The organism is Crocosphaera sp. Alani8 (assembly GCF_038442745.1).
Classification (GTDB): Bacteria; Cyanobacteriota; Cyanobacteriia; order Cyanobacteriales; family Microcystaceae; genus Crocosphaera.
The window spans coordinates 1-22,414 of record NZ_JARVCN010000427.1; the positions used below are offsets into that span (position 1 = coordinate 1).

The 22,414-nt window shown below is 36.5% G+C and carries 19 protein-coding genes and 1 pseudogene; 9 read left to right on the forward strand and 11 right to left on the reverse strand.

Annotated elements, in window-relative coordinates; genetic code table 11:
- Nucleotides 1-61: 61 nt before the first annotated feature.
- From P9B04_RS20785 to P9B04_RS20795, 3 genes and pseudogenes are all read left to right on the forward strand, one after another.
- A pseudogene (locus tag P9B04_RS20785) lies at nucleotides 62-544 on the forward strand (NAD-dependent epimerase/dehydratase family protein); the annotation flags it as partial.
- A 307-nt stretch (nucleotides 545-851) separates the two neighbouring features.
- Nucleotides 852-2,147 carry a glycosyltransferase family 4 protein gene (locus tag P9B04_RS20790; protein ID WP_342056880.1) on the forward strand — a complete coding sequence of 432 codons (1,296 nt, stop codon included), beginning with the start codon at nucleotides 852-854 and terminating at the stop codon, nucleotides 2,145-2,147.
- Nucleotides 2,148-2,201: 54 nt separating this feature from the next.
- On the forward strand, nucleotides 2,202-3,104 hold the full coding sequence (locus tag P9B04_RS20795) for a hypothetical protein (RefSeq protein WP_342056881.1): 903 nt from the start codon (nucleotides 2,202-2,204) through the stop codon (nucleotides 3,102-3,104).
- Between the two features lie 46 nt (nucleotides 3,105-3,150).
- Here the strand turns inward: P9B04_RS20795 and P9B04_RS20800 are convergent, their stop codons facing one another.
- Nucleotides 3,151-4,071: a glycosyltransferase gene (locus P9B04_RS20800; protein ID WP_342056882.1), complete on the reverse strand. Its 921-nt coding sequence runs from the start codon at nucleotides 4,069-4,071 to the stop codon at nucleotides 3,151-3,153.
- A gap of 561 nt (nucleotides 4,072-4,632) precedes the next feature.
- Here P9B04_RS20800 and P9B04_RS20805 point away from each other — a divergent pair.
- Nucleotides 4,633-5,955 (forward strand): glycosyltransferase family 4 protein, encoded by a 1,323-nt coding sequence (locus P9B04_RS20805; RefSeq protein WP_342056883.1) that lies wholly within the window; start codon nucleotides 4,633-4,635, stop codon nucleotides 5,953-5,955.
- Nucleotides 5,956-6,187: 232 nt separating this feature from the next.
- On the opposite strand, the gene P9B04_RS20810 is transcribed toward P9B04_RS20805, so the two are convergent.
- On the reverse strand, nucleotides 6,188-7,507 hold the full coding sequence (locus tag P9B04_RS20810; RefSeq protein WP_342056884.1) for an FAD-binding oxidoreductase: 1,320 nt from the start codon (nucleotides 7,505-7,507) through the stop codon (nucleotides 6,188-6,190).
- A gap of 78 nt (nucleotides 7,508-7,585) precedes the next feature.
- Entirely contained in the window at nucleotides 7,586-8,605 is a 1,020-nt protein-coding gene (locus P9B04_RS20815; protein WP_342056885.1) for a CAP domain-containing protein, read from the reverse strand.
- A gap of 50 nt (nucleotides 8,606-8,655) precedes the next feature.
- On the opposite strand from P9B04_RS20815, the gene P9B04_RS20820 reads away from it, so the two are divergent.
- Together P9B04_RS20820 and P9B04_RS20825 are read left to right on the forward strand one after the other, a co-directional pair.
- Nucleotides 8,656-9,297 carry a 7-carboxy-7-deazaguanine synthase QueE gene (locus tag P9B04_RS20820; RefSeq protein WP_342056886.1) on the forward strand — a complete coding sequence of 214 codons (642 nt, stop codon included), beginning with the start codon at nucleotides 8,656-8,658 and terminating at the stop codon, nucleotides 9,295-9,297.
- 46 nt (nucleotides 9,298-9,343) lie between these two features.
- Entirely contained in the window at nucleotides 9,344-9,772 is a 429-nt protein-coding gene (locus P9B04_RS20825; RefSeq protein ID WP_342056887.1) for a hypothetical protein, read from the forward strand.
- Between the two features lie 27 nt (nucleotides 9,773-9,799).
- Here the strand turns inward: P9B04_RS20825 and P9B04_RS20830 are convergent, their stop codons facing one another.
- From P9B04_RS20830 to P9B04_RS20840, 3 genes are all read right to left on the reverse strand, one after another.
- Nucleotides 9,800-10,630 (reverse strand): energy transducer TonB, encoded by an 831-nt coding sequence (locus P9B04_RS20830; protein ID WP_342056888.1) that lies wholly within the window; start codon nucleotides 10,628-10,630, stop codon nucleotides 9,800-9,802.
- A 94-nt stretch (nucleotides 10,631-10,724) separates the two neighbouring features.
- On the reverse strand, nucleotides 10,725-11,123 hold the full coding sequence (locus P9B04_RS20835) for an ExbD/TolR family protein (RefSeq protein WP_342056889.1): 399 nt from the start codon (nucleotides 11,121-11,123) through the stop codon (nucleotides 10,725-10,727).
- Nucleotides 11,107-11,754: a MotA/TolQ/ExbB proton channel family protein gene (locus tag P9B04_RS20840; RefSeq protein ID WP_342056890.1), complete on the reverse strand. Its 648-nt coding sequence runs from the start codon at nucleotides 11,752-11,754 to the stop codon at nucleotides 11,107-11,109. Before P9B04_RS20840 ends, P9B04_RS20835 begins: the two co-directional genes overlap by 17 nt.
- 352 nt (nucleotides 11,755-12,106) lie before the next feature.
- Between P9B04_RS20840 and P9B04_RS20845 the strand changes: the two genes are divergently transcribed.
- Both P9B04_RS20845 and P9B04_RS20850 read left to right on the forward strand, forming a co-directional pair.
- Complete coding sequence (locus tag P9B04_RS20845; RefSeq protein ID WP_342056891.1) at nucleotides 12,107-12,955, forward strand: sterol desaturase family protein; 849 nt, start codon at nucleotides 12,107-12,109, stop codon at nucleotides 12,953-12,955.
- 167 nt (nucleotides 12,956-13,122) lie between these two features.
- On the forward strand, nucleotides 13,123-16,509 hold the full coding sequence (locus P9B04_RS20850; protein ID WP_342056892.1) for a non-ribosomal peptide synthetase: 3,387 nt from the start codon (nucleotides 13,123-13,125) through the stop codon (nucleotides 16,507-16,509).
- A gap of 267 nt (nucleotides 16,510-16,776) precedes the next feature.
- Here P9B04_RS20850 and P9B04_RS20855 read toward each other — a convergent pair whose 3' ends face one another.
- From P9B04_RS20855 to P9B04_RS20865, 3 genes are all read right to left on the reverse strand, one after another.
- Nucleotides 16,777-17,118 carry a thioredoxin family protein gene (locus P9B04_RS20855; protein ID WP_342056893.1) on the reverse strand — a complete coding sequence of 114 codons (342 nt, stop codon included), beginning with the start codon at nucleotides 17,116-17,118 and terminating at the stop codon, nucleotides 16,777-16,779.
- A 219-nt stretch (nucleotides 17,119-17,337) separates the two neighbouring features.
- A complete protein-coding gene (locus tag P9B04_RS20860) occupies nucleotides 17,338-18,537 on the reverse strand; it encodes an SGNH/GDSL hydrolase family protein (RefSeq protein WP_342056894.1) in 1,200 nt (399 codons plus the stop codon).
- 14 nt (nucleotides 18,538-18,551) lie between these two features.
- Nucleotides 18,552-19,769 (reverse strand): ABC transporter ATP-binding protein, encoded by a 1,218-nt coding sequence (locus P9B04_RS20865; RefSeq protein WP_342056895.1) that lies wholly within the window; start codon nucleotides 19,767-19,769, stop codon nucleotides 18,552-18,554.
- An 85-nt stretch (nucleotides 19,770-19,854) separates the two neighbouring features.
- Here P9B04_RS20865 and hslO point away from each other — a divergent pair, with 85 nt between their 5' ends.
- Nucleotides 19,855-20,754 carry an Hsp33 family molecular chaperone HslO gene (gene hslO, locus P9B04_RS20870; RefSeq protein WP_342056896.1) on the forward strand — a complete coding sequence of 300 codons (900 nt, stop codon included), beginning with the start codon at nucleotides 19,855-19,857 and terminating at the stop codon, nucleotides 20,752-20,754.
- A gap of 189 nt (nucleotides 20,755-20,943) precedes the next feature.
- On the opposite strand, the gene P9B04_RS20875 is transcribed toward hslO, so the two are convergent.
- Both P9B04_RS20875 and P9B04_RS20880 read right to left on the reverse strand, forming a co-directional pair.
- Entirely contained in the window at nucleotides 20,944-21,720 is a 777-nt protein-coding gene (locus P9B04_RS20875; RefSeq protein ID WP_342056897.1) for a hypothetical protein, read from the reverse strand.
- A 23-nt stretch (nucleotides 21,721-21,743) separates the two neighbouring features.
- Nucleotides 21,744-22,414, reverse strand: a 671-nt coding sequence (locus P9B04_RS20880; RefSeq protein ID WP_342056898.1) for a hypothetical protein, incomplete at its 5' end; no start/stop codon positions are given.

A 22,414-nucleotide genomic window follows, 5' to 3' on the forward strand; every position in this document is an offset into this window, starting at 1 on the left:
CTTTGTCCCCTAACTTTCGGCGAGTCCCCCCAGACTTTTTGAGAAGCTTCATTTTCGTGAAGACTTTAAATTACCCACTAGAGTCGCTAGATTCCACAATGTCTATGGTCCAAATTGTACCTGGAAAGGTGGGAGGGAAAAAGCTCCCGCAGCAATTTGCAGAAAGGTGATCGAAGCAAAACTATCTCACAAAAAAGAGATTGAAATTTGGGGGGATGGAAATCAAACTCGAAGTTTTATGTTTATTGACGATTGTATAGAGGGAATTCTTCAGATTAGCCAAAGTCAAATTGAGGAAACACTTAATCTTGGCTCTTCGGAACTCGTAACGATTAATCAATTAGTAGATTTAGTGGAAACCATTGCTGATACTAAACTAAAAAGAATTTATAAAACTCATGCTCCTAAAGGGGTAAATGGGCGCAATAGTGATAATACAAAAATTCTTCAGTATTTAAACTGGGAACCTAACACTCGACTTATTGACGGGCTGAACAAAACATATTGGTGGATTTATAATCAATATATCAACGAAATGGCATAGATTTTTTTCGTAAATTTGTCTAAAAACTAGATACGGTAAATTTTTTCAGAGTTTTTTTCTAAGGAGTGATCAAAGCTTAAGTCAGCGGCCTTTATCTATTATAATTCTTTCACCCAATTACCTAGATAAAGCAAACTGAATAATAATAGCCCTCTTCCGTCACTTTTGGAAACATCCTATTATTTCTAAGTCCCAAAACCCTTTAATGATAAGCGATCTCGAACTTTTGTCTAGTCTTGCCCCAGTGTGCCGGAAGAGGGATATAATTCGATTAACTTTAAGGATTATTTGACACAGAGACCCTAATATGAATATTACTTACGATATATCTTTACTAGGTTTATGTAAACGGTCGAAATCTGGGCTTTCTAGAGTTACTGAAGCTTTTGCTCATAGAATAAAGAAAGAGAAAGAGTGTAATTTGACATTTTGTACTAGTTTATCATTTGATGTTTGGGAAGATTCACGACAATATCTAGAATCTGATCCTTATCTTGCAGACACACTATTTATTAGTCAAAGTAATAATAGAAATAAACGCCAAAAAATATATGATTTAAGCACTAAAGCTATGAGTGTAATCCATAAATTAGGCTTGTTTCAAGATCGAAAATTGCCTTACACTTTATTGAGATTACTAGATTATAATTTTAGCCCTTTAGATTTCAATGATTTAAAATCTCAAGATATTTTTCACTCTCCATATCATGCTCTACCTGAGAAAGTAAAAAAAATCAATAACTTGATTACTTTTATTACTGTCCATGACTTAATTCCTATTATGTATCCGCATTTTTTTGGATTAGAACCAAACTTATTAAAGTTTGATAAAAACTTTAATTTAAAGGAAGCATTAGATAGTATAGATGAAGAAACTTGGGTTATCTGTGCATCTCATTCTACGAAAAACGACTTGTGTAATTATCTTAAAAATAAAATCGACGTAAACAAGATTTTTGTAGTTTACCCTGGGGCTTCGGATATTTTCTATCCTTGCTTAGATATGGATAAAATTTCTATAACTAAAAAAAAGTATGGTATTCCTGATTCTCCATATATTTTAAGCTTAAGCACTTTAGAACCCAGAAAAAACATCGAACATACTATTCGTTGTTTTCTTAATTTAGTGCAACAGGAGAAAATCAAAGATTTATATTTAGTATTAGCTGGAAACAAAGGTTGGAATTATGAAGGAATTTTTCAACTAATTACTGAAAATAAAGATTTACAAGAGCGATTGATTATAATAGGTTATGTACAGGATGAAGATCTTGCGGCTCTATATAGTGGTGCTTTAGTATTTGTTTATCCTTCTTTTTATGAAGGTTTTGGCTTACCACCTTTAGAAGCAATGCAATGTGGGACTCCTGTCATTACCTCGAATACTTCCTCTTTGCCTGAAGTAGTAGGTGATGCAGGATTTATGCTTGATCCTTTAGATCAAGATGGACTTTCCCAGAGTATATTACAGATTTACTCTGACTTCTCTTTGAGACAAGTTTTATCGATAAAATCAAGAGAACAAGCAAAAAAATTTAGCTGGTCAAAATGTATTCAAGAAACTATTACTGCTTACAAACAATCAATAAGTAGTCGGGACTGAACAGATAGTACCATGTTGAGATTTGAATAGTTTGGTCAATAAAATACTAAAATCATGAAGAAAATCTGGAACTATTTTAATTTGTATTTTAGAAAAACTCAAAATACAATCACTCAAGAGACAACAAACCCTTCTAAAATTAAACCAATATCAAAGCTAAAACGTGTCCCTTTAAATCTGGATAATCTTCCAGTTGTTCTTATTCTTACTCCAGTTAAAGATGCTACAAAATTTTTACCCAATTATCTAGAAAAATTGTTTACTTTAACTTATCCTCACGATAAGATATCTCTTGGTTTTTTAGAAAGTGATAGTTCTGATGATACATTCGATTTATTAAAACGTTCTCTATCTGTGCTTGAACAAGAGTTTAAAAACGTACATATTTACCAAAAGAATTTTGGGTTTTATTTAACTACGCCACGATGGGACTCAAGTGTACAATATAAACGGCGATCAATTATGGCTAAAAGTCGTAATTTTTTATGTCATAAAGCACTTCAAGACGAAGATTGGGTATTGTGGATAGATGTAGATGTTGAATATTATCCTCCAGATATTATTCAACTGCTTTTGGAAAGTGGAAAAGAGATTGTTGTGCCTAATTGTGTTTTTGAACCAGGTGGTAAAACTTTTGATTTAAATACATTTCAGTTCAAACCTAATGCTAAATCACTAGATTGGAGTCCTTATATGGTTGATAATATTTTGCAACCCCCTAAAGGCAAGGGCAGATTATATCTTGAAGATTTACGAGAACATGAAATTGTTGAGGTTGATGGAGTTGGGGGAACAATGCTGCTGATTAAGGCAGATATTCATCGAGAAGGACTAATTTTTCCTCCTTTTAGTTATAAGCATTATATTGAAACTGAAGGGTTAGCAATGATGGCAAAAGATATGAAATATACTTGTTGGGGATTACCACAACTTGAAATTATTCATGGTTCTCATTAGGATTGTTGTTGTAAGTATTGAGTAATAGGCTAAATAAAATACGTTTCTAAGATTTAGACTCTTTTTGGACTAGTTTCAATAATCCATCAATCTTCGCATAAGCCCAAAATTCTCCTAAAGACCAACAAAAAATTCCCACTAAAGTTACTGGAAGGGTTAGTATAAATTTATCTCGATATGTCCCTGCTTTTAAAACATCTTTAGTTCGACGATAGGTGATTATGATCGGCAGTATAGGTGAGCCGAAGGCATATATGATTTGTTTAAAAGGGGAAAACTTTTTTTCTGATATGCGCAGTTTAGCAAAGGTTTTTCCGTGACTAAATTTGCGTTTCATTAAATCACTTAGGTCTTCAATGTTAATATGAAAAACCTGAATCGTAGGAATAAATAAAGCTTGGTAGCCAGCATCAGCTAGTTTCCAAGTAAATAGTGTGTCTTCACATAAACTTCCTTCTAAAAACGGTCCATACTTTTGGAATGCCCACCGCTTACATGAAAGACATCCTGTGGGTATATCGGGACGTTCAAATGACTCTGATTGAGGCATCCACTGACTAAATCCTGAGAAATAGTAGCCCCAGCCTACATAACTATCTGGATTCCCATTCGCAATGGCTCCTCCCACCACTGGATGATCTACTTTACGGTGGGCTTCCATAATCTGATTAACCCATATTGGCTCAACTAGACAATCCGCATCTACAAATGCTAGGATCTCTCCTTTAGAATATGCTACCCCATAGTTCCGAGCATCTCCAGGGTACATTTGTTTGTCGAAATGATACAGATTTACGTTAGGAAAATTCTCTTGAACCACTACCTCAGTACCGTCATCCGAACTATCAATAACAATAATTTCAAAAATTTCGCGATTAACTTGAGCTTCGAGGGATTGTAAGCAGGCAAAAATGGTTTTAATCGAATTATATGACGCTATAATCACAGAAACTGTCAAATTTTGCATAAGCCCTCCGGCGACGTAATTAATCAACTGTGTTGGAAGAAGTAAAATTAGGGGACTATTTCCCATAGAGTTTATAAGATAAATAATATCATTATTCTCTTATATTTTGCTTCCTAATAGCTTCTTAAAAGTGTCACTACTAATCTCTTTAAAAGACACAGAAATCGATTAAATAATCCTTTTTTTTGATTGTTAGATTCTGCTGCTCTTAAAATTTATATTAATATCTAAACTCTCTCTAAAAACATTATTTCTATGCTAAATATATCCACAATTGGGTAGTGGCTCAGTTAACAAGTGTATTCTAATGGATTGTTGATACCAAATTCTCTTTATATAACCTTTTTCCCATCTGACGAAACTTTTTTCTAAGAGATGAACATTAACTATATTTACAACTAAGAATGAAAATATATTTTTATAATAGCTCTAGTAATTAATCCAATTGTTCCTAAAATTAAATATAGTAACAAAATCTTGTTCTCAGTCCTAAAACTTTTTTATAATGAAAAAATTCTATTAACTTAGATTAACTTTCACTACTTAAATAAAACTACCCCTATGATGACTCCATTTATAGATATTTATCAATATTTAAAAGCTTGTCGTAAAGTCACGAAATATTATCAAAATAATATTCGTTTAGTAAAGAAAGATTTTAAAAAAACAAATAATTTAAAAATTCTCATGTTAACTCCTTATCCTCCTTATCCTCTTAATACGGGAGCAGCAATTCGTCGCTTTGAGACCATTAAATATTTAGGATTAAATAATGATCTTGTAGTTGTATCTTTTACTTTTTCTAGTAAAGATTATGATTTTGAAGATACATTAAATAAATATTGTGACTTAGCAATTATTATTAAGACTAGATTCTGGGTTTTCCCGACTACTTCTGATATACCTAGACCGATTCGACTTTTTCAATCTTTGCGAATACAATATATATTGAAAAAATTACAAAAATTTGGTTTTGATATCGTTATTTTTGATTCCATTTTTACGGCACAATATCAAGAATGGTTTTTAAAATCTTATACAATCCTCTTTGAGCATAATATTGAATCTCAAATAATTGCCCGCTCTTTAGACCAAGAAAAGGTAAACTTTAATAAAAAATTATATTATAAGAAAAAAAAAGAATTAAAATTATTTAAAGAATATGAAGAGAAAAAATGGGCTAAGTTTCCTCTCAAAATTGTAGTTAGTGAATATGATAAACAAGAATTAGATAGTCGTTGTCAAAGTGGTGAAACAATTGTTGTTAACAATGGGATTAACACTAAAACTATTTTACCTCTGCCTTCCATCGATGCTCAAAAAATATTATTTATGGGAGCAATGGGATATCAACCTAATATTGATGCTGTAAACTATTTTGTAACTCAAATTCTACCTTTAGTTTGGCATGAACAGCCTCAACTAAAATTTTGTATTGCCGGCTCTCATCCTAATCAATCAATTCTTGAGTTGAATAATCATCCTTATATTGAAGTAATTGCTAATCCAGAGGATATGAATCAAGTCGGTCAAACATCTTTCATGACAGTAGTACCCATGCGTATAGGGGGAGGGACTAGAATCAAAATTCTTCACTCCATGGCAATGGGATTACCAGTTATTTCCACAACTTTGGGAGCGGAGGGGTTAAATGTTGTTGATGGCATTCATATTTTACTTCGAGATAAGCCTACCGAATTTGCTCAAGCGATATTACAAATTAGTTCTGATTCTGATTTAAGGCTAAAACTAAGAGAGAATGGTCGTTTATTGGTGGAGAAAGAGTATGACTGGCTGAAAATTCTTCAGCAAATGGAAATCGAAATTAATAATTTCTGGGGCCGTTCCAACAAAAGTGCCAAGAATAAAGACAAGATTCTGTGAAAAATTTGGTAGTGATTTCCATGTAGTGATATGGTCTCAATTCACTTATTATTATCCTTTTAGAGCAAATATTCTATTAAGTTAGTGGCTATTTGGCAAAATGGTTCCTCACATTTGAACGTCGCCTATGATATCAACAACAAAAAAATCATAATAAATATCAAGGCCTTAACGCCTAAATTAAGTATATAAATAATAATTACAATGAGGTAGATTTAGGATAACTAAATTATTAATTCATCCTCATTTTGCCGGGGTTCATTAAACCATAAGGATCAACTTCTTTTTTGAAGTTTAACTGTGGAGAATCAATGGTTTTTCTACCTCCTCCTTCTAATAAATAGGTGTGTGGGTTGGCAATACCGGCACCATTTTCTTCGTGGTAACGGATGATTTCATTAACCCTCTCTTCTGTTGTAAAATGAAACAACTGTAAACCAGCAGGAATAACTTTACCTTGAAACTTGATAAACTCTAAATGTATCATCACTTCATCTCCAAAATGATGATAAAAGTGTTCAACATTATCCAAGGTAAAATAAAAGGTTTGTAAATAAGTAATACTAGGATCGATTGCACGAGCGTAAAGGGTGGTATGATTCCAAGTATATTCTAATAATGTCATCCCTTTGTTGGCTTCTTCGGCAGTTTTTAGATAAGTTATTTCTCCCTTATATTCATAGACTAAATCTTTTAATGCTTCTAAATCATATTCAGAAACCATCAACAAAGCAGCGTGTTTATTTTCGGGTAAATAGTCTTTTAAATGATGTAAATAACTACAAATAGGTGCAGCATGAACGGTGATTAATTTTTTAACTATTCCATCGCTATCTCCTAACCCTTGACCAAACCTGGCAGCTTCCATAAAATCATCGAAAACAACGATCATTTCCACCCAAGGATAAGCCGGAGCTAAAGAAATTTCTAATTGTGTAATAATACCGTTAGTACCGTAGGCATGATTAACTTTTTGTACTTCATCTCCTCTTAATTCCATGAGACAGGGTTCATCTTCTAGGGTTACAATGCGTAAAGCCCGAAGATTACCGCGATCGCGGGACTGTCCATAGGTAACAGATCCCATTCCTACGCTACCACCACCAATAAACCCCCCAATGGTTGCACTACGGTACGTAGAAGGAGCCATTCTTAGCTCCCAACCTGTTTGTCTGGCCAGTTTATCAAAGGGGGCCATTTTTACCCCGGGTTCCACACAAGCAACCCCCTGTTCTAACCAGAGAATTTGTTGCATTTTTGTAGTATCAAGTATAACACCTCCTTCTAGGGGAATACATTGACCATAATTCCCGGTTCCAGCACCTCTGACGGTTAAAGGAACTTGATATTTTACGCAAGTTTGGGCTATTTCTATGATTTCTGCTTCTGTGGTGGGACGAATAACCATATCTCCCCGTTTATCTTGCAATTGTTGTTGCAGAATCGGGCTAAAATGGTAATAGTCTAGAGATAGCTTGGCAACTTGATGGGGATCGGTAATAAGGTCTAGATGGGATAAGGCTTCTTGTACTTTCTCTATGTTTGCATTCATAATAGTTATTAAATGTAGAAGTAAAATTATCTACTTTTATTGTAGCAAACAATGGATAAATATTAACAGTTTAACTATTTATCTTTGTAACAAAAATAGTTGAGTAAAATAATATTCACCCTCGGAATTTTTAGCAATTCCTATCCCTGTTAAATTGAATTCTCCTTCCATGTTTTTGCGATGACCTGGGCTATCAATCCAGCCTTCAACTGCTACTTTAGCTAAGTCGGGATACCCTTTTATGTAAGCTAAATTTTCCGCAAAAGATCGATATGGAATAGTTTTTCCTACCATTTTTGCTCTATTATCAAAACCATCGTGACTAAAGGTTGCTCGTTTGTTTGCCATATCTTTGCTATGTTGTCTAGCTACATAACTAATTTCTGCATTCATTTGTAATGGGGGTAAATTTTTAGACAGTCGATATTGATTGACAAGTTGGTTTATTTCTTGTTCTAGGGCGATGAGAAATTCCCCATTTTTAGAGGATTGTTTTCGTGAAGGGTCTAGGTTTTTCCAAGGTTCTAAACTATTTGTGGTTTCTGGAGAACGGGTGATAAGAGAAGGCTTTTGCTGAATAAATATTTGTGTAAAATAGTATTCTCCTTTGCTATTTTGTGCTATACCTATTCCTGTTTCGTTGTATTTTCCTTCAATAGCTTTGACATTTTTAGGATTATTCAGCCACTGTTTAATAGTAGCTTGAACTGGGTCAGAACTATTACTATGGGTAGCTAAATTTTCTGCTCCTTGTTCATGAGGCGTACTAAAACTAATAACTTTTAATCGTTGTTCTAAATTATCGTTACTAACAGGAATAATTCCCTTAGCCATTCTTTCGCTATGAATTCTAGCTTGTTGAGTAATTTGAGGATTAAGTTTTAGAGCAGGTAAATTTTTAGACAAACGATATCGATTAATTTCCCGATATGTAGCATCTTCAAGAGCTTCGAGAACGGCAGGATCGGTTAGACTAGGGGGAGTAGTTTCAGAAATGGGGGCATTGTCAATAGAAATCTGTTCTATTGACCCACAAGCTATTAAAGACAGTGTAACCAAAGGCAGAGCTAAAAATAGTTTATAAAAAGAAGATTTCATAACAGAAGAGAAAAAAACGTTAAAATTACCAGAAGTGTTAAGAATAGTGTATGAATAGTTTAGCCTCAGTGAGCAAGCAAGCGATCGCATCTAAATCGATAACTTATCCCATTGTAGAAACCTTTCATTCTTTACAGGGAGAAGGGAGTTGGACAGGGGTAAGTGCCTTTTTCATTCGTTTAGCCGGGTGTGATGTTTATTGTCCTTGGTGCGATCAAAAAGAGTCATGGAGTAGCAAAACATATCCTCAGCACTCTCTTGAGACTTTAGTAACCGCGGCGAAACAAGCTAACCCTTTCATGGTGGTTATTACGGGAGGAGAACCCCTATTATACGATCTATTCCCCCTTACCAAAGAGTTAAGAGACTCTGGGTTACGGGTTCACTTAGAAACCTCTGGTTCCCATCCTTTTAGTGGTTGGTTCGACTGGGTAACATTGTCCCCCAAACCCTTCAAGGTTCCCCATGAAAGTATCTATTCCCAGGTTAGCGAATTAAAGGTAGTTATTGCCAGTCCAGAAGATTTGTACTGGGCAGAAAAACAAGAGAAAAAGGTTTCATCAGCAGTCATTAAATACCTACAACCAGAATGGAACAGTCCCCAAAATCAATCTCTAATTATCGATTATATTCTCCATCATCCTCAGTGGCGTATGAGTTTACAAACTCATAAATTTTTGGGTGTCAGATAAACTAAATAATATGTTAAAAAAATCGTTGAAAAAAATGAAAAGATCAATGGATAAATATTCCTTAAAGTCCCTAGGACTCACATTTAGTCTGTGCTTAATGGTTGTGGGTTGTACAGGTAATAACAGTGCTTCTCATAACGAAGAAGCTTACTTAGAGATGGACTTAACAGAACTTCAGGGAGAATTGAGTGCAGAAGATCCCGAAACCATTGCGTTAAATTTATTTGCTCTTTCAGAACCCCTTGAGGGGAATTTCTCCCAGGAAATAGAAGTGATTGAACAAGAAGGCTTTAAGAGGACTTTATTATTAACCCAAACTAATCTACCGGATGATTCTATCCAAGGAAAACGCTACCAACTTAAATTTGAGTTCGATCAATCTACAGGTCAATGGAACTTGGTAAAAGCAGGAAGTCAACAATCTTGTTCTCGGGGTGAGCATTCCGGTCATTGGACTGTTGAAACCTGTCCTTAAGAAGCGGCAGATGGAATTTTGCTTATGCTAGTTGGGAAGCTGGTAATTGATGAGCATTTTTACTCTGCGGGAACGTCCATCATTAGGTGGACTAAATCTCATTCTGCTGATGTCTTGAACACCTGCTTGATCCAATGCACCGTTGCCACTTGTCTCGAAAACCTTAGCGTCGCTAACACTGCCATCCGTTTCCACAGTAAATTCTAGCATCACCTTACCAGGTATCTTTTCGCTGATACTGCTAGGGTACACAGGTTGACAGTTACTCACGCATTTCAAGGAGATCCGGGAAGATCCTTGTCCGTTACCATCTCCTGTTCCCTGAGCTGCGGCTGTACCAGAACCCGTAGGAGAACCCAACTGTTCCCCCTCACCAGTGCCTTGATCCCCTGTTCCAAAACCAGATCCTTGACTACCGGTTAAAGTTTTCCCCAAAGATTGACCGCCGGGTATACCTTGGGGAATTTGGGAGGATGATGGCGCAGGCTCGAGGTTCGGGGCTTTCGGTTGAGGAGCAACCGGCTCAGGAGTGGGATCGGGGAGGAATTGCTTAGCGGATAAAACGGCTTCTTGGACAGGTTCGGGGATTGGTTCTGGTTCTGGTTGAGGTTGGGGTTCAACCACCTGTTCTGGTTTTATTTTGGCGATTTCTGGTTCTGGGGGTTCAATAACCTGAAATTCGATGGGTTCTGGCTCAGGTTCGGCTACAGCTTGGGCATTATTTTTATTCAACAAATAAAGTGCGATCGCCCCTCCAAAATGAAGTACGCCGGAAATAATCAAGGCAGAAATAGTCACATTTCTGAATAGCTTTTTGCTTCTGCTACGATGCTTATGGCAAAACGTTGATAGACTCATGGGTAACACCAAATAAATATGGAGATTATTCTGATTTATTAGTAGCGATCGCTCGCTTTCCCCTCGGCATTTAAGATAAATATTAGGATTAGTTCTATTTAGTAGAAGCGATCGCTAATTTGGCCCCAGGAACTTGCCGAACTTCGTCCATTACTCCCACAACACTACCGTGTTCTACTTTTTTATCAGCATTAATGATAACGAGAGTTTGTTCTTCTTCTCCCATTAGAGTTGTAATGACAGTTTTTAGATTGTTCACTTCTGTGGGTTCGCGATTGACAGATATTTCTCCACTGGCTTCAATGGTGATATTAATCTGTTGCACTTCTTGGGGTTCGCTGGTTTTTGCTGAAGGCAAATCCACCGGTAATCCTTCTGAACGGGTTAAAAATAGAGTAGAAATGATCACAAAAGCCAAAATTGAGAAAATAATGTCAATCATTGGCACAATATTAATTTCCGCCGGGGTATCCATGTCATCGGGTAATTGCATAAGGTTGATCTCCTTTCTCGTTATAACGACGGTATAAAAGTTCTAGTTGACCTGCGTATTCTTGAATTAGTGCTAATTCTTTGAGATACAAAGAACGAAATGAGTTAGAAAATAACAGGGTTGTGATCGCCACTACTAACCCCATTACCGTTGAAGTCAACGCTTCTGAAATACCCCCTGTTACTGCGCCGGCATTGGTTCCACTAACGCTACCTATGTTTAGAGAAGCAAAAGAGCGCATTAAACCGAGAATTGTTCCCAATAATCCCAGTAAAGGGGAAACCGCAATAATGGTCTGAAATACGGTATTAAAACGTCTTAGAAGGGGCAGTTCTCCTTGGGTTGCCGTTTCTAGTGCTAATCTAAACTCGGTAGGAGTGGCATCGTAGAGGATCAAAGCTTCTAGAAAGATACGACACAAGGGTAGATCGGCATTTTTTTTCAGCTTTGCGATCGCCTCCATGGGTTCATTGCCTTGATAGTATTTCAAAACGCTTGTTACGACCCTTTTTTCACGGGATTTGATCTGAAACCAAAACAGAAAACGCTCGATAATCAAAGCTACTCCCAACATGGAAAAAGCAAGTAGCGGCCAGGCAACAATGCCACCGGCAACTAAAAAGTTTGTCATAGATACAGGCATGATGGTGGGTTTTTGTGGGTAGATGACAATAAATTTCAACCTATTTTAATATTATATATATGGCGATCATCACTGAACAGTTATTTACTCGTTAGTTGTCAGTTACCAGTTATCAGTTAACCGCAGCGACTTAGATGACGATAAGCTTCGATTAGCTCAGTATGATTCGATTTGTTACACCTTAGAAAGTTGTGTTATCTTTTGTGTATACGTCTAAACTGCAATCAGACTAAGAAAAATGTTGTATATGTTGCTGTTTAAAGGTCTATATTACTACTATTAAAATAAACTTTTTGTCTTTTTTGCTTAACTTATAGTTCAGCACAACTTACTTTTAACTATGGATTGGTTTTCTGCTCCTCTTAACTTTGCTAGATATGTGTTAACAGCCTTTCTCATGTATGGCTGCTTTATTATTTTTGAACGTTTACGACCGGTTGAACCCCATCAACCTTTAAGTCACGTTTGGTTCAATTTACGATGGTATGTTTTCTATACCTTAGTAAGTTTTGCCCTTCAAGCTACTGGAATTGGCTTAATAGTTACCATAGCGCAAAATTGGCTAGGAGCGCCCCTAATTGATCTACCAATTCCCAGTAATCCTTTAAGTTATGGATTAATAGCATTACTATATTTTTTAGTCACAGATTTTTTCTATTATTGGTTTCACCGTTGGCAACACACTACTTTATTGTGGGAACAACACAAGTTTCATCATAGCGATGTGTCTCTAAATGTCACCAGTACACGACGAGTACACTGGTTAGAAGATCCCTTATTACTGTTATTTTTAGGTTTGCCAATGGGCTTATTATTTAAGTTTAATGGTGTAGCGTTGGGTATTCTTACCTTCATTGAAATTCTTTGGTTGCAGTACATACACATGAATTTACGATTAAATTTGGGTTGGTTATCCCCTGTAATCACTGGTCCCCAATATCATCGTCTTCATCATTCTTTTCAAGAAGAACATTTAGATAAAAATTTTGCTGTTTTTTTCCCTATATGGGATATTGTTTTTGGAACCTATTATCATCCTCGTCCTGGTGAGTTTCCTGCTACTGGATTAACAACAGAGGAAAACCACAATAATCTCTGGAAAGCTAATTTATTACCCTTTAGAGAATGGTTTAGTTTTCTATCTTCTAAACTTTCAAGTTATAAAAATAAGAAAAATGAGTTGTTTTAAGAGGTTATAAAGTCAAATATCAAGGATATAAGCATTTTTTTACTAACAATAAGCAAGATTATTGTGGGCCTAAAGATATAGTAAAATGGAGGGAGTGTATCACTTCACTAAAAAGCTCTGCTCTGATGTAAAGACTATATTAGTCTCCAACACAATTTGTATTAATTATGAAAACTGTTGATGAATTTTTGTCCTATCTTTATGGTTTGGAAGTTAATCTGTGGTTAGAAGGCGATCGCTTAAGATGTAGCGCACCAGAAGAGGTATTAACCCCTGATCTCACTAAAGAATTACAGACAAGAAAAGAAGAAATTATCCAATTTCTTAGACAGGCAAATCTTACAGTTAATAACAACTTAGAACCCATCGAACCAGTAGATAGGAACGAGAATCTTCCCCTATCTTTTGCTCAACAACGTCTATGGTTTCTCGAACAGTTGCAACCGGACAGCTTTATATATCATATCCCCACGGCCGTAAGGTTAACCGGTTCTTTAAATATCCCCGTACTAGAACAAAGTTTTAATGAGATTATCCGTCGTCATGAAACCCTCCGCACCCATTTTACAACGGTGGACGGCGAACCCATTCAGGTTATCGATTCAACCTTGACCCTATCAATTCCTGTTTTAAAGGTAGAATCCTTAGCAGAAAAAGAACAAGAAGCAGAGGTATTTAATTTAGCTACCCAAGAAGCCCAAAAACCTTTTAATTTAGCTAAAGATCCCTTACTAAGAGTTACCTTAGTGCAAATTAAACCCACGGATCATGTGGTGTTATTGACCCTACATCATATCATCGCCGATGGCTGGTCTATGGACATTCTCATCCGAGAATTGACTACTCTTTATGAAGCATTTTCTAACAATAAACCCTCTCCTTTACCTCCCTTACCCATCCAATACGGGGACTTTGCATCTTGGCAAAGACAACGACTCCAAGGAGAAAAACTCGATCAACAACTCGCTTACTGGAAAGAACAATTAGAAGGTAGCCTTAATGTACTACAATTGCCCACAGATTTTACCCGTAGTAGGATACAAGGGTTTCGAGGAGCAAATCAAACCTTTAACCTATCTCCTCAATTAACCCAACAACTGAAAACTCTCGCTCAAAAAGAAGGTGTTACCCTATTTATGACCCTCCTAGCAGGGTTTAAGGTGCTACTTTACCGTTACAGTGGTCAGGAAGATATTATAGTGGGTTCCCCCATTGCCAACCGTAACAGAGCCGAAATTGAGGGATTAATCGGGTTTTTTGTGAACACTTTGGTGTTGCGGACAAATTTAGCAGGAAATCCTAGTTTTCAGGACTTATTAAACCAAGTAAAAGGGGTAACTTGGGGAGCTTATGATCATCAAGACTTACCCTTTGAAAAATTAGTCGAAGAATTACACCCAGAACGGGATCTCAGTTATAATCCCTTATTTCAGGTGAAATTTCGCTTAGAAAATGCGCCAACGGATACTTATAACCTACCTAACTTATCTTTAAGCTCCCTTAAACAAGCTAATCCCACCGCTAAACTAGATTTAAGCCTAGATATGTACGAAACCGACAGGGGTTTAGTCGGAGGTTTTGAATATAATCAAGATTTATTTACACCGGAAACCATCGAACGGATGGTAGAGAATTTTTGTACGTTATTAGAAAGTATTGTTGATGATCCCACTCGACCTATTTCTGAGTTGTCTATGTTGACACCAGCAGAGAAACAAGCAGTATTATTGGACTGGAACCATACTCGGGTTGATTATGGGGAAAATTATTGCTTTCATCAACTATTTGAGGAACAAGTCAGGAAAAACCCCGATGCAGTGGCTTTGATCTTTGAAAATCAATCCTTAACCTATCAAGAACTTAATCAAAAAAGCAACCAACTGGCTCATTATCTGCAAAAATTGGGGGTGAAACCGGAGGTAAAAGTAGGTATTTGTGTCGAGCGATCGCCAGAGATGATTATCGCTCTATTAGCCATTTTCAAAGCAGGAGGAGCGTATCTTCCTCTCGATCCCGCTTATCCCCAGGAACGTCTCGCTTTTATGGTAGCTGATGCGGAACTGTCTGTGTTATTGACCCCGGAAAATTTAGCCGCAACCTTACCCCAAACCCCAACGGTTTGTTTTGATCGGGACTTAGAAATTATTAATCAAGAATCAACAGATAATCCTCTTAGTGATGTAACGCCGCAAAACTTGGCCTATCTCATTTATACATCCGGATCTACTGGTAAACCCAAAGGAGTTTTAGTCACTCATGGAGGTTTAGTTAACCTAACGGAAGATAAGCTGAGGGTGTGTAAAGTTTCCCCCCATAGCTGTATTCTCCAGTTCTTTTCCTTTAGTTTTGACGCTTCTATTCCTGAGATTATCATGGCTTTAGCTGGTGGAGCTAAGCTTTGTTTAGCTAGGTTAGAAACCTTGTTACCTGGGCCTGCACTTTTACAATTATTGCAAGAGGAGAAAATTACCCACATTACCATGACTCCTTCGGCCTTAGCTAACCTCACTGTCACGGAGTTACCGGATCTAGAAATGGTATTGGTAGGAGGGGAAGCACCATCCCCCGATCTGATCGAAAACTGGTCCAGCGATCGCCTCTTTATCAACGCTTATGGACCGACAGAAGTGACGGTAAACGCTAGTATGGTTCCCTGTGGTAACGGACATCCAACCCTTCCTACTATTCGTCCCAGTGCTAATAAACAGCTTTATGTTTTAGATACCCATTTACAACCAGTTCCTGTAGGGGTTTTGGGAGAACTACACATAGCAGGTGTGGGGTTAGCTAGGGGTTATCTCAACCGTCCCGATAAAACAGCAGAGGTGTTTGTTCCTAACCCCTTCGGTGCTATTTCTGGGAGTCGTCTCTATAAGACGGGGGATCTCGCTTGTTATTTACCGGACGGACGGATTAAATTATTAGGACGCTTGGATAATCAGCTAAAAATCAGGGGCTTTCGCCTAGAAACTGGGGAAATTGAAACTTTACTACAACAACATCCCCAAGTTAAAACCTGTGTAGTTATTGGTCGAGAAGACACTTTCGGGGATAAGCGTTTAGTGGCCTACTACGTCAGCGAAACAGATACCATCCCTACTTCCGGTGAGTTGCGACAATTTTTGAGGGCAAAGCTGCCAGAATATGCCATTCCTAGTGGGTTTGTCTCCTTAGACTCGTTACCCCTCACTCCTAATGGAAAAATAGATACAAAGTCCCTTCCTGCGCCCAATCAGAGCCGTTCTGCAGGGGAGTGGAACGCTCCCAGAAATGCAACAGAGGAATCAGTAGCAAAGGTGTTTACTGAGGTGTTAGAAGTAGAAAAAGTAAGTATTAACGACGACTTTTTTGATTTGGGAGGTCATTCTCTGCTGGCCACACGATTAATCGCTCAATTACTCGATATTTTTCCCGTTGATATTACCATTATCGATCTTTTTGAAGCTCCTACCGTTATGGGATTATCTGAACGTATTGACGGGAAACAAGTACGCAATCGCATTCAAAGCGTTGAAGAAGAGATTACAGAAGAACGAGAGGAAATTGAGATTTAGTAACCAGTAATGTCGGAATTCGGAGTTGAATCTTTTTTAGGGAGATGATGGGTATTTGACACTCCTGCTCTCGACATATTTTGTATAAATTTTCTTGTATTGAACTCAGATTAGGTAAGCAATAATAAGTTTTTAACCTTTGAATTCCTGTTCATAATTGAGAATTTATCTCAAAGCTATAGGTTCTGAATTCTATGCATGACAGGTGATGACACCCATAATGTGTAACTCGACTTAAACTTTGATGTGTGACTACATAATCAAATGTTATGCAGACTTATACCGAGCATTCATTTTAGCGCGATGTAACTGTTGTAGAAGTTCATCCCTTCCTTTTATTTGTTCGATACGGTGGATAATTTTTCCCTCACTAAACAGGATCAGAGTGGGTAAATTTTTTAGGCGGTAAGTATTAGCTAATTGAAAATTGTTGTCAGCATTAATACTCACCACTTGTAAAGGTTCGTCCCATTCACTTTGTATTTTTTCTAGAAGGGGATTAATTAATAGACATAACCCACACCAGGGGGCCCAAAAATTAACAAGGACAGGGTTAGGGGAGTCTAGAACAACGCGGGAAAAATTTAGATCGTTAACAGACAAGATCATCGATTCAGTTGTTTTTATCTTCTTTTTATAAAATTCTTCGAACTATGCTACAACCATTTGGCTTATTCTGGCAATGGATTTTTCAGCACGGGGATCACGAATATCTGCTTGAGTCTTTATGGTTGATCGGTTTAGGTTCAAGGTATACCTCAAGAAATCTTACTTATGTTTCAGATTATAACCATAAATAAATCCTGGAACTGGCTCCATCATCAATCTCTAGTATTCTGTTGCGCAAATTTTTTGGCTGATGATTTCTCCTGCTAGTTTATGACCTGACTTATTCCAGTGACCACTTCCCATAATTGTATTATCAAACCCGTGTAAAAAGACTTGATTTTCATCAGCGTGGGATTGAAAGACAGGAGCTAGGGTTAGCACGATAAATCCCTGCTTTTCTCCTAAGTTAGCAATGCGCTCATCGGGATAAAAGGGATTTTTAACTTCTGCTTGATTAAAATATTGTTCTCGATAATTAATATCAGGGTAAACTTGAGCCGGGTTACTTAATGTTACTACCAACAACTCAGAATTAATGGACTTTGTTTCTTGCTGAATTAATTTAATTAATGCTTCTGTAATATTCCACGCTTCTTGCCAGTTGGGATCACTGTTTTTGTAAAGTTCTGGGTTAAAATCAAGATATTGAAGCGCATCTTTACTTTTAGTTTCTGTTTGAGTTCCTAATAATTGGCGACGCTTTTTAATAGCTATTCTTGTTTCATTAAGTAATTGCAAAATACGAGAATTATTGATGGTCGAAAAAATAGCTTTTCTTGTAAAACTATTGCGCCATTGATAGGTTTCTGTTTCTTTGAAGGATGAATCTAAGACATATTTATCACCTTCTTTGATTAGAAAAGGACTAAATCTATCCTCAGGACTCAATGTTTTTGAGTTATTGATAATGTCATTACCGGTGAAGACTGCTAAAACAACCAAATCGGGGGAATATTGACTAACATGATGTTTTAAGGTCATGTATTCTTGTGCTGTACCATAGTCACCCACACCAAAATTAATCACCTCAACGTTTTGATTTTGAAACCTTGGACATTGGGGTAATTGATTTTCCATCGATGACCAAAAAGTATCCTCTGCATTAACTTGTATTGCTTCGGCGAACGAGTCACCAACCACAGCAATTCTAAAGGTATTTTCTGATTTTTGTTTAGTGTATTCTTTATCTCTTAATCCATCTTTATTCACCGATACCCAACCCTCTCCTTCGTGTTTCCACCACCCCGATATTCCTGGTATTAAAGCATGACCTCGATGGGAATCAGCTTGATAAAAACTAGGGTAAGCAATCCCCATTATTCTGAGGGCAATTTCTCCGATTATTAGAGCAAAAATTGCTCCTCCTAACCCTAATAAAATATTGCTACTGAGTTTTTTAAGTCGGTTGGATTTAGACATAATTTTAGTTGTATTTATTTTAATAAAGATTGCTCGGTTTCTCTATCAAAAAGGTGAATTTTTTCTTTATTGAAAAATAACCATAATTTGTCACCTATTTTAACTTGATTTTCTCCCTGAGTACGAACAATAATCTGAGAAGGTGTTTCGTCTAAAGTTTTGGTAAATAAATAAATTTCATTACCTAAATTTTCTATTAATTCTACTTTAACTGGTAAGCTTTCTGGACTAGAATTTCCTATGATAATATGTTCAGGACGAATTCCCAAGATAGCAGATTTTTTAGATATTTTTTTCAAACAGTCTTGCCAGGCTAAAGGAAGAGGAAGTGTAAAATCACGATGAATAATTTCTGAGGGATAATTAATTGTCACAGGTAAAAAATTCATTGAAGGAGTGCCAATAAAACCAGCAACAAAACAATTAGCAGGGGAAGAATATAATTCTAAAGGAGAAGCAACCTGTTGAATTTTACCTTTATTCATAACAGCAATTCGCTCACCCATAGTCATCGCTTCTACTTGATCATGAGTCACATAAATAGTTGTGGTAGCAAGTTTACGCTGTAATTGAACAATCTGAGAACGAGTTTGACCCCTAAGAGTTGCATCCAAATTAGACATGGGTTCATCCATCAAAAAAACTTGAGGATTTCTAGCGATCGCCCTTCCTAAAGCAACTCGTTGTTTTTGTCCTCCTGATAAATCTTTTGGTAAGCGATATAACAAAGATTCTAACTGTAATAATCGAGCAACTTCTTGAACTTTTTGATTAATATTTGTTTCTGTCGGTGAATAGTAACGAAATTGCTTAGGTAACGATCGAGTTAAACCCATTAATCCTTTTTCCAGTCCTGCTGGCATAAACGACTTATTTTTACCTTTTATTCCTTGGTTCATACGACGTAAACCAAAAGCGATGTTATCATAAACATTGAGATGGGGATAAAGGGCATAGTTTTGAAAAACCATAGCAATATCTCGTTTTTTTGGAGGCAGATGGGTTATGTTTTCTTCTCCTATAAAGATGTTGCCAGAAGTAGCATTTTCTAGCCCTGCAATCATCCTTAAAAGGGTACTTTTTCCGCAACCAGACGGACCTACTAAAACCATAAATTCTCCGTCTTCAATTTCTAAGTCAATATGGTGTAAAACCTTGACTTCATCACCCTTTGACTTTCCCCCTCGTTGGGGAAAACTTTTATTGATATCTTGTAAAGTAACTTTGCCCACGTTAATACACTAGAATTGTTTGTTTGATATTGTACAGTTTGATTAAGATAAGAAAAAATATATCAAGAAATGTAAAAGGATTTTCATGGTGGATAAACTGATACGGGCAACAGCAGCAGACGGGGGTATTCGGGCGGTTAGCCTTATTTCAACCCGACTCACAGAAGAAGCAAGACAACGTCATCAACTTTCCTATGTGGCAACGGCAGCCTTGGGACGTACCATGTCAGCCGGTTTATTGCTGGCTTCTAGCATGAAAAAAGAGGGTTCCCGTGTCAACATTAGGATTAAAGGAGATGGTCCGTTGAAAGGGATATTAGTAGATGCAGGTTTAGACGGAACGGTGAGGGGTTATGTTGCCAACCCCAGTATTGAACTGCCTCCTAACTCCTTCGGTAAGCTAGATGTGGGGGGTGCAGTTGGACACAAAGGTTTTGTGTATGTGGTGCGAGACATGGGCTATGGTTATCCTTATTCCAGTACCGTAGAGTTAGTATCCGGGGAAATAGGAGACGACATAACCCATTATTTGGCTACTTCCGAACAAACCCCCTCAGCCTTGTTATTAGGCGTATTCGTGGGGGCGCAAGGAGTAACCGCAGCAGGAGGTTTACTGTTGCAGGTGATGCCTAAAGCGGCTAGAGACGAACAGTTGGTGGCTACTTTAGAATCTCGTATTGGTAAGCTTTCCGGGTTTACCCCTTTATTACGGGAAGGGAAAACGTTGCCGGAGATTTTAGAGGAATTATTGGGGGATTTAGGATTAGTTATTTTTCCCGAAGTTCAGATGTTGCGGTTTCATTGTCCTTGTTCTTTTAGTAGGGTTTTAGGGGCTTTGAAACTATTAGGAGAAGAAGAATTACAAGATATGATTGAAAAGGACAATGGTGCAGAAGCAACCTGCGAATTTTGTGGGGAAGTTTATCAAGCGGATAGTGATCAATTAGCCCAGTTAATTGAAGAGTTACGCCGACAATCAGTTTGATTTAAGAAAATAGTTTAGTAGAAAATTTTTGTATAGGTAGGGTTGATTTACCATTTGACTCTACCTATTTTTGATCTCACTGATAAAATTAACTGCTCTCCCAAAGATACGAAATAGTAAGATTTTTTCCTTAACTCAAGCTACACGATAGGCAATCTCACTATGAAGTAGATGATTACAGTAATCATATTATACGATTAAGTCAAGATCGATATTTGTCTCAACGTAAATAATCCCTTTAGGAAGAATTGTACAAAAACCATCCTCGTAATGGATTAAGGCTTCATTATCTAATAATTTCAAAATTTTTGTTCTGTATCTACTTGCATTATTATATCTGAGCCATGCCATTAAATCTGTATCCTTAACTTTATTAGGTTGTTTGTAGTAAACAATAAGTAAAGTCTTTTGATCGGATTTTAATTTTGTATTTTGAATGCGTATAAAACCATCAATTTCTACTATGATGGGTATTTTAGTTTCATTGATACTCTCAACAATTTTTCTCGCTTCATCAATACTATTTACGTGGTAATTACGTATTATTTCGATTAAAATCCAGTCCACACAATTAGAAACTAACAAAGAATCAGAGTAATTAGGATTAACCTCTCCACCAACATGGGCTACATCTCTTTTATTCCTAATTCTCAGGATAATTCTTATAAGTTGAGGAATATAAAAACGAATTTCCTCTGGTAATTTAGTATTATTGCCGACCCGATTTATAAGATTTTCTGTATTTTTTATGTTATCTTTGAATGCTGTATAATTACCTTGATCTAGATATTCAAGTAAACGTAAAATACATTCACTAAAACGTGCAGCATTTAACTCTGCTGGCTGAAACTTTCTTAAAAAGAACTGTTGTTTTATGTTCTGATATTCATCAATAAGTGATGTAAGTATTTCTTGTGGAATAGATTCAGATAAAGCAGACTCAAGTTGCTCTCTTTTAACACTCATAATTTAATAATTTTAATTTTCACTTAAGTTTCAGAAATCCAATCTTGGGCAATCTTTTCGGCTTCTTCCGTAAGATAATACAAACCTTCAGGGGTTTTCTGAAAGTATTTTTTATTAGTTTTGGCACATAGTGTGTCGCTAAAGCTTTTTTGACCTATCGAAACGGTTTCGTGTCTTTTTTTTAGATATTGATAAGCTAATACAGGCTTTACAGCACTTTCAATTTTGAGTTCTCTAGTAATATCATATAAAGCAAAAATAGCTATTTTACTGTTACTATTAAGTTTTCTTATATCAAACTTTTCAAGTTTAGATTTCATACCAGTCCATTTATTAATTTTTTCACTTTCTTCTTTTGTTATTCTGGTATTTTTTCTAGAATTCTTTCTTATATAATTCCAATATTCTACTCCCTTTAATTCTGGATCTTTTATTTCTAAAATAATGTTTTGTACTTTTTTTGAACCATCAGGGTTAAGTTTAAAAGTACCATCAGAAGGGACAAAGTATCGTTTAGAAGTATGATTGGTGTAAGTGGAAAAGTTAGCATCATGTATTTGATTATTCTGAAGTTTAGCTGCCTTATTTAGATGTTTTTTATTTGGGGCTTCATTAAACATCTGATTATAAGCCCATACATATATAGCATTTCCCACAGTTATGAGGTACAGTAACAGCAATGAGCAAACCAGTT

What these genes read in the sequence shown, in the direction of transcription:
- P9B04_RS20790 (WP_342056880.1), top strand. Translation starts at nt 852, where the DNA reads ATGAATATTACTTACGATATATCTTTACTAGGTTTATGTAAACGGTCG.
- P9B04_RS20795 (WP_342056881.1), top strand. Translation starts at nt 2,202, where the DNA reads ATGAAGAAAATCTGGAACTATTTTAATTTGTATTTTAGAAAAACTCAA.
- P9B04_RS20800 (WP_342056882.1), bottom strand. Translation starts at nt 4,071, where the DNA reads ATGCAAAATTTGACAGTTTCTGTGATTATAGCGTCATATAATTCGATT.
- P9B04_RS20805 (WP_342056883.1), top strand. Translation starts at nt 4,633, where the DNA reads ATGATGACTCCATTTATAGATATTTATCAATATTTAAAAGCTTGTCGT.
- P9B04_RS20810 (WP_342056884.1), bottom strand. Translation starts at nt 7,507, where the DNA reads ATGAATGCAAACATAGAGAAAGTACAAGAAGCCTTATCCCATCTAGAC.
- P9B04_RS20815 (WP_342056885.1), bottom strand. Translation starts at nt 8,605, where the DNA reads ATGAAATCTTCTTTTTATAAACTATTTTTAGCTCTGCCTTTGGTTACA.
- P9B04_RS20820 (WP_342056886.1), top strand. Translation starts at nt 8,656, where the DNA reads ATGAATAGTTTAGCCTCAGTGAGCAAGCAAGCGATCGCATCTAAATCG.
- P9B04_RS20825 (WP_342056887.1), top strand. Translation starts at nt 9,344, where the DNA reads ATGGATAAATATTCCTTAAAGTCCCTAGGACTCACATTTAGTCTGTGC.
- P9B04_RS20830 (WP_342056888.1), bottom strand. Translation starts at nt 10,630, where the DNA reads ATGAGTCTATCAACGTTTTGCCATAAGCATCGTAGCAGAAGCAAAAAG.
- P9B04_RS20835 (WP_342056889.1), bottom strand. Translation starts at nt 11,123, where the DNA reads ATGCAATTACCCGATGACATGGATACCCCGGCGGAAATTAATATTGTG.
- P9B04_RS20840 (WP_342056890.1), bottom strand. Translation starts at nt 11,754, where the DNA reads ATGACAAACTTTTTAGTTGCCGGTGGCATTGTTGCCTGGCCGCTACTT.
- P9B04_RS20845 (WP_342056891.1), top strand. Translation starts at nt 12,107, where the DNA reads ATGGATTGGTTTTCTGCTCCTCTTAACTTTGCTAGATATGTGTTAACA.
- P9B04_RS20850 (WP_342056892.1), top strand. Translation starts at nt 13,123, where the DNA reads ATGAAAACTGTTGATGAATTTTTGTCCTATCTTTATGGTTTGGAAGTT.
- P9B04_RS20855 (WP_342056893.1), bottom strand. Translation starts at nt 17,118, where the DNA reads ATGATCTTGTCTGTTAACGATCTAAATTTTTCCCGCGTTGTTCTAGAC.
- P9B04_RS20860 (WP_342056894.1), bottom strand. Translation starts at nt 18,537, where the DNA reads ATGTCTAAATCCAACCGACTTAAAAAACTCAGTAGCAATATTTTATTA.
- hslO (WP_342056896.1), top strand. Translation starts at nt 19,855, where the DNA reads ATGGTGGATAAACTGATACGGGCAACAGCAGCAGACGGGGGTATTCGG.
- P9B04_RS20875 (WP_342056897.1), bottom strand. Translation starts at nt 21,720, where the DNA reads ATGAGTGTTAAAAGAGAGCAACTTGAGTCTGCTTTATCTGAATCTATT.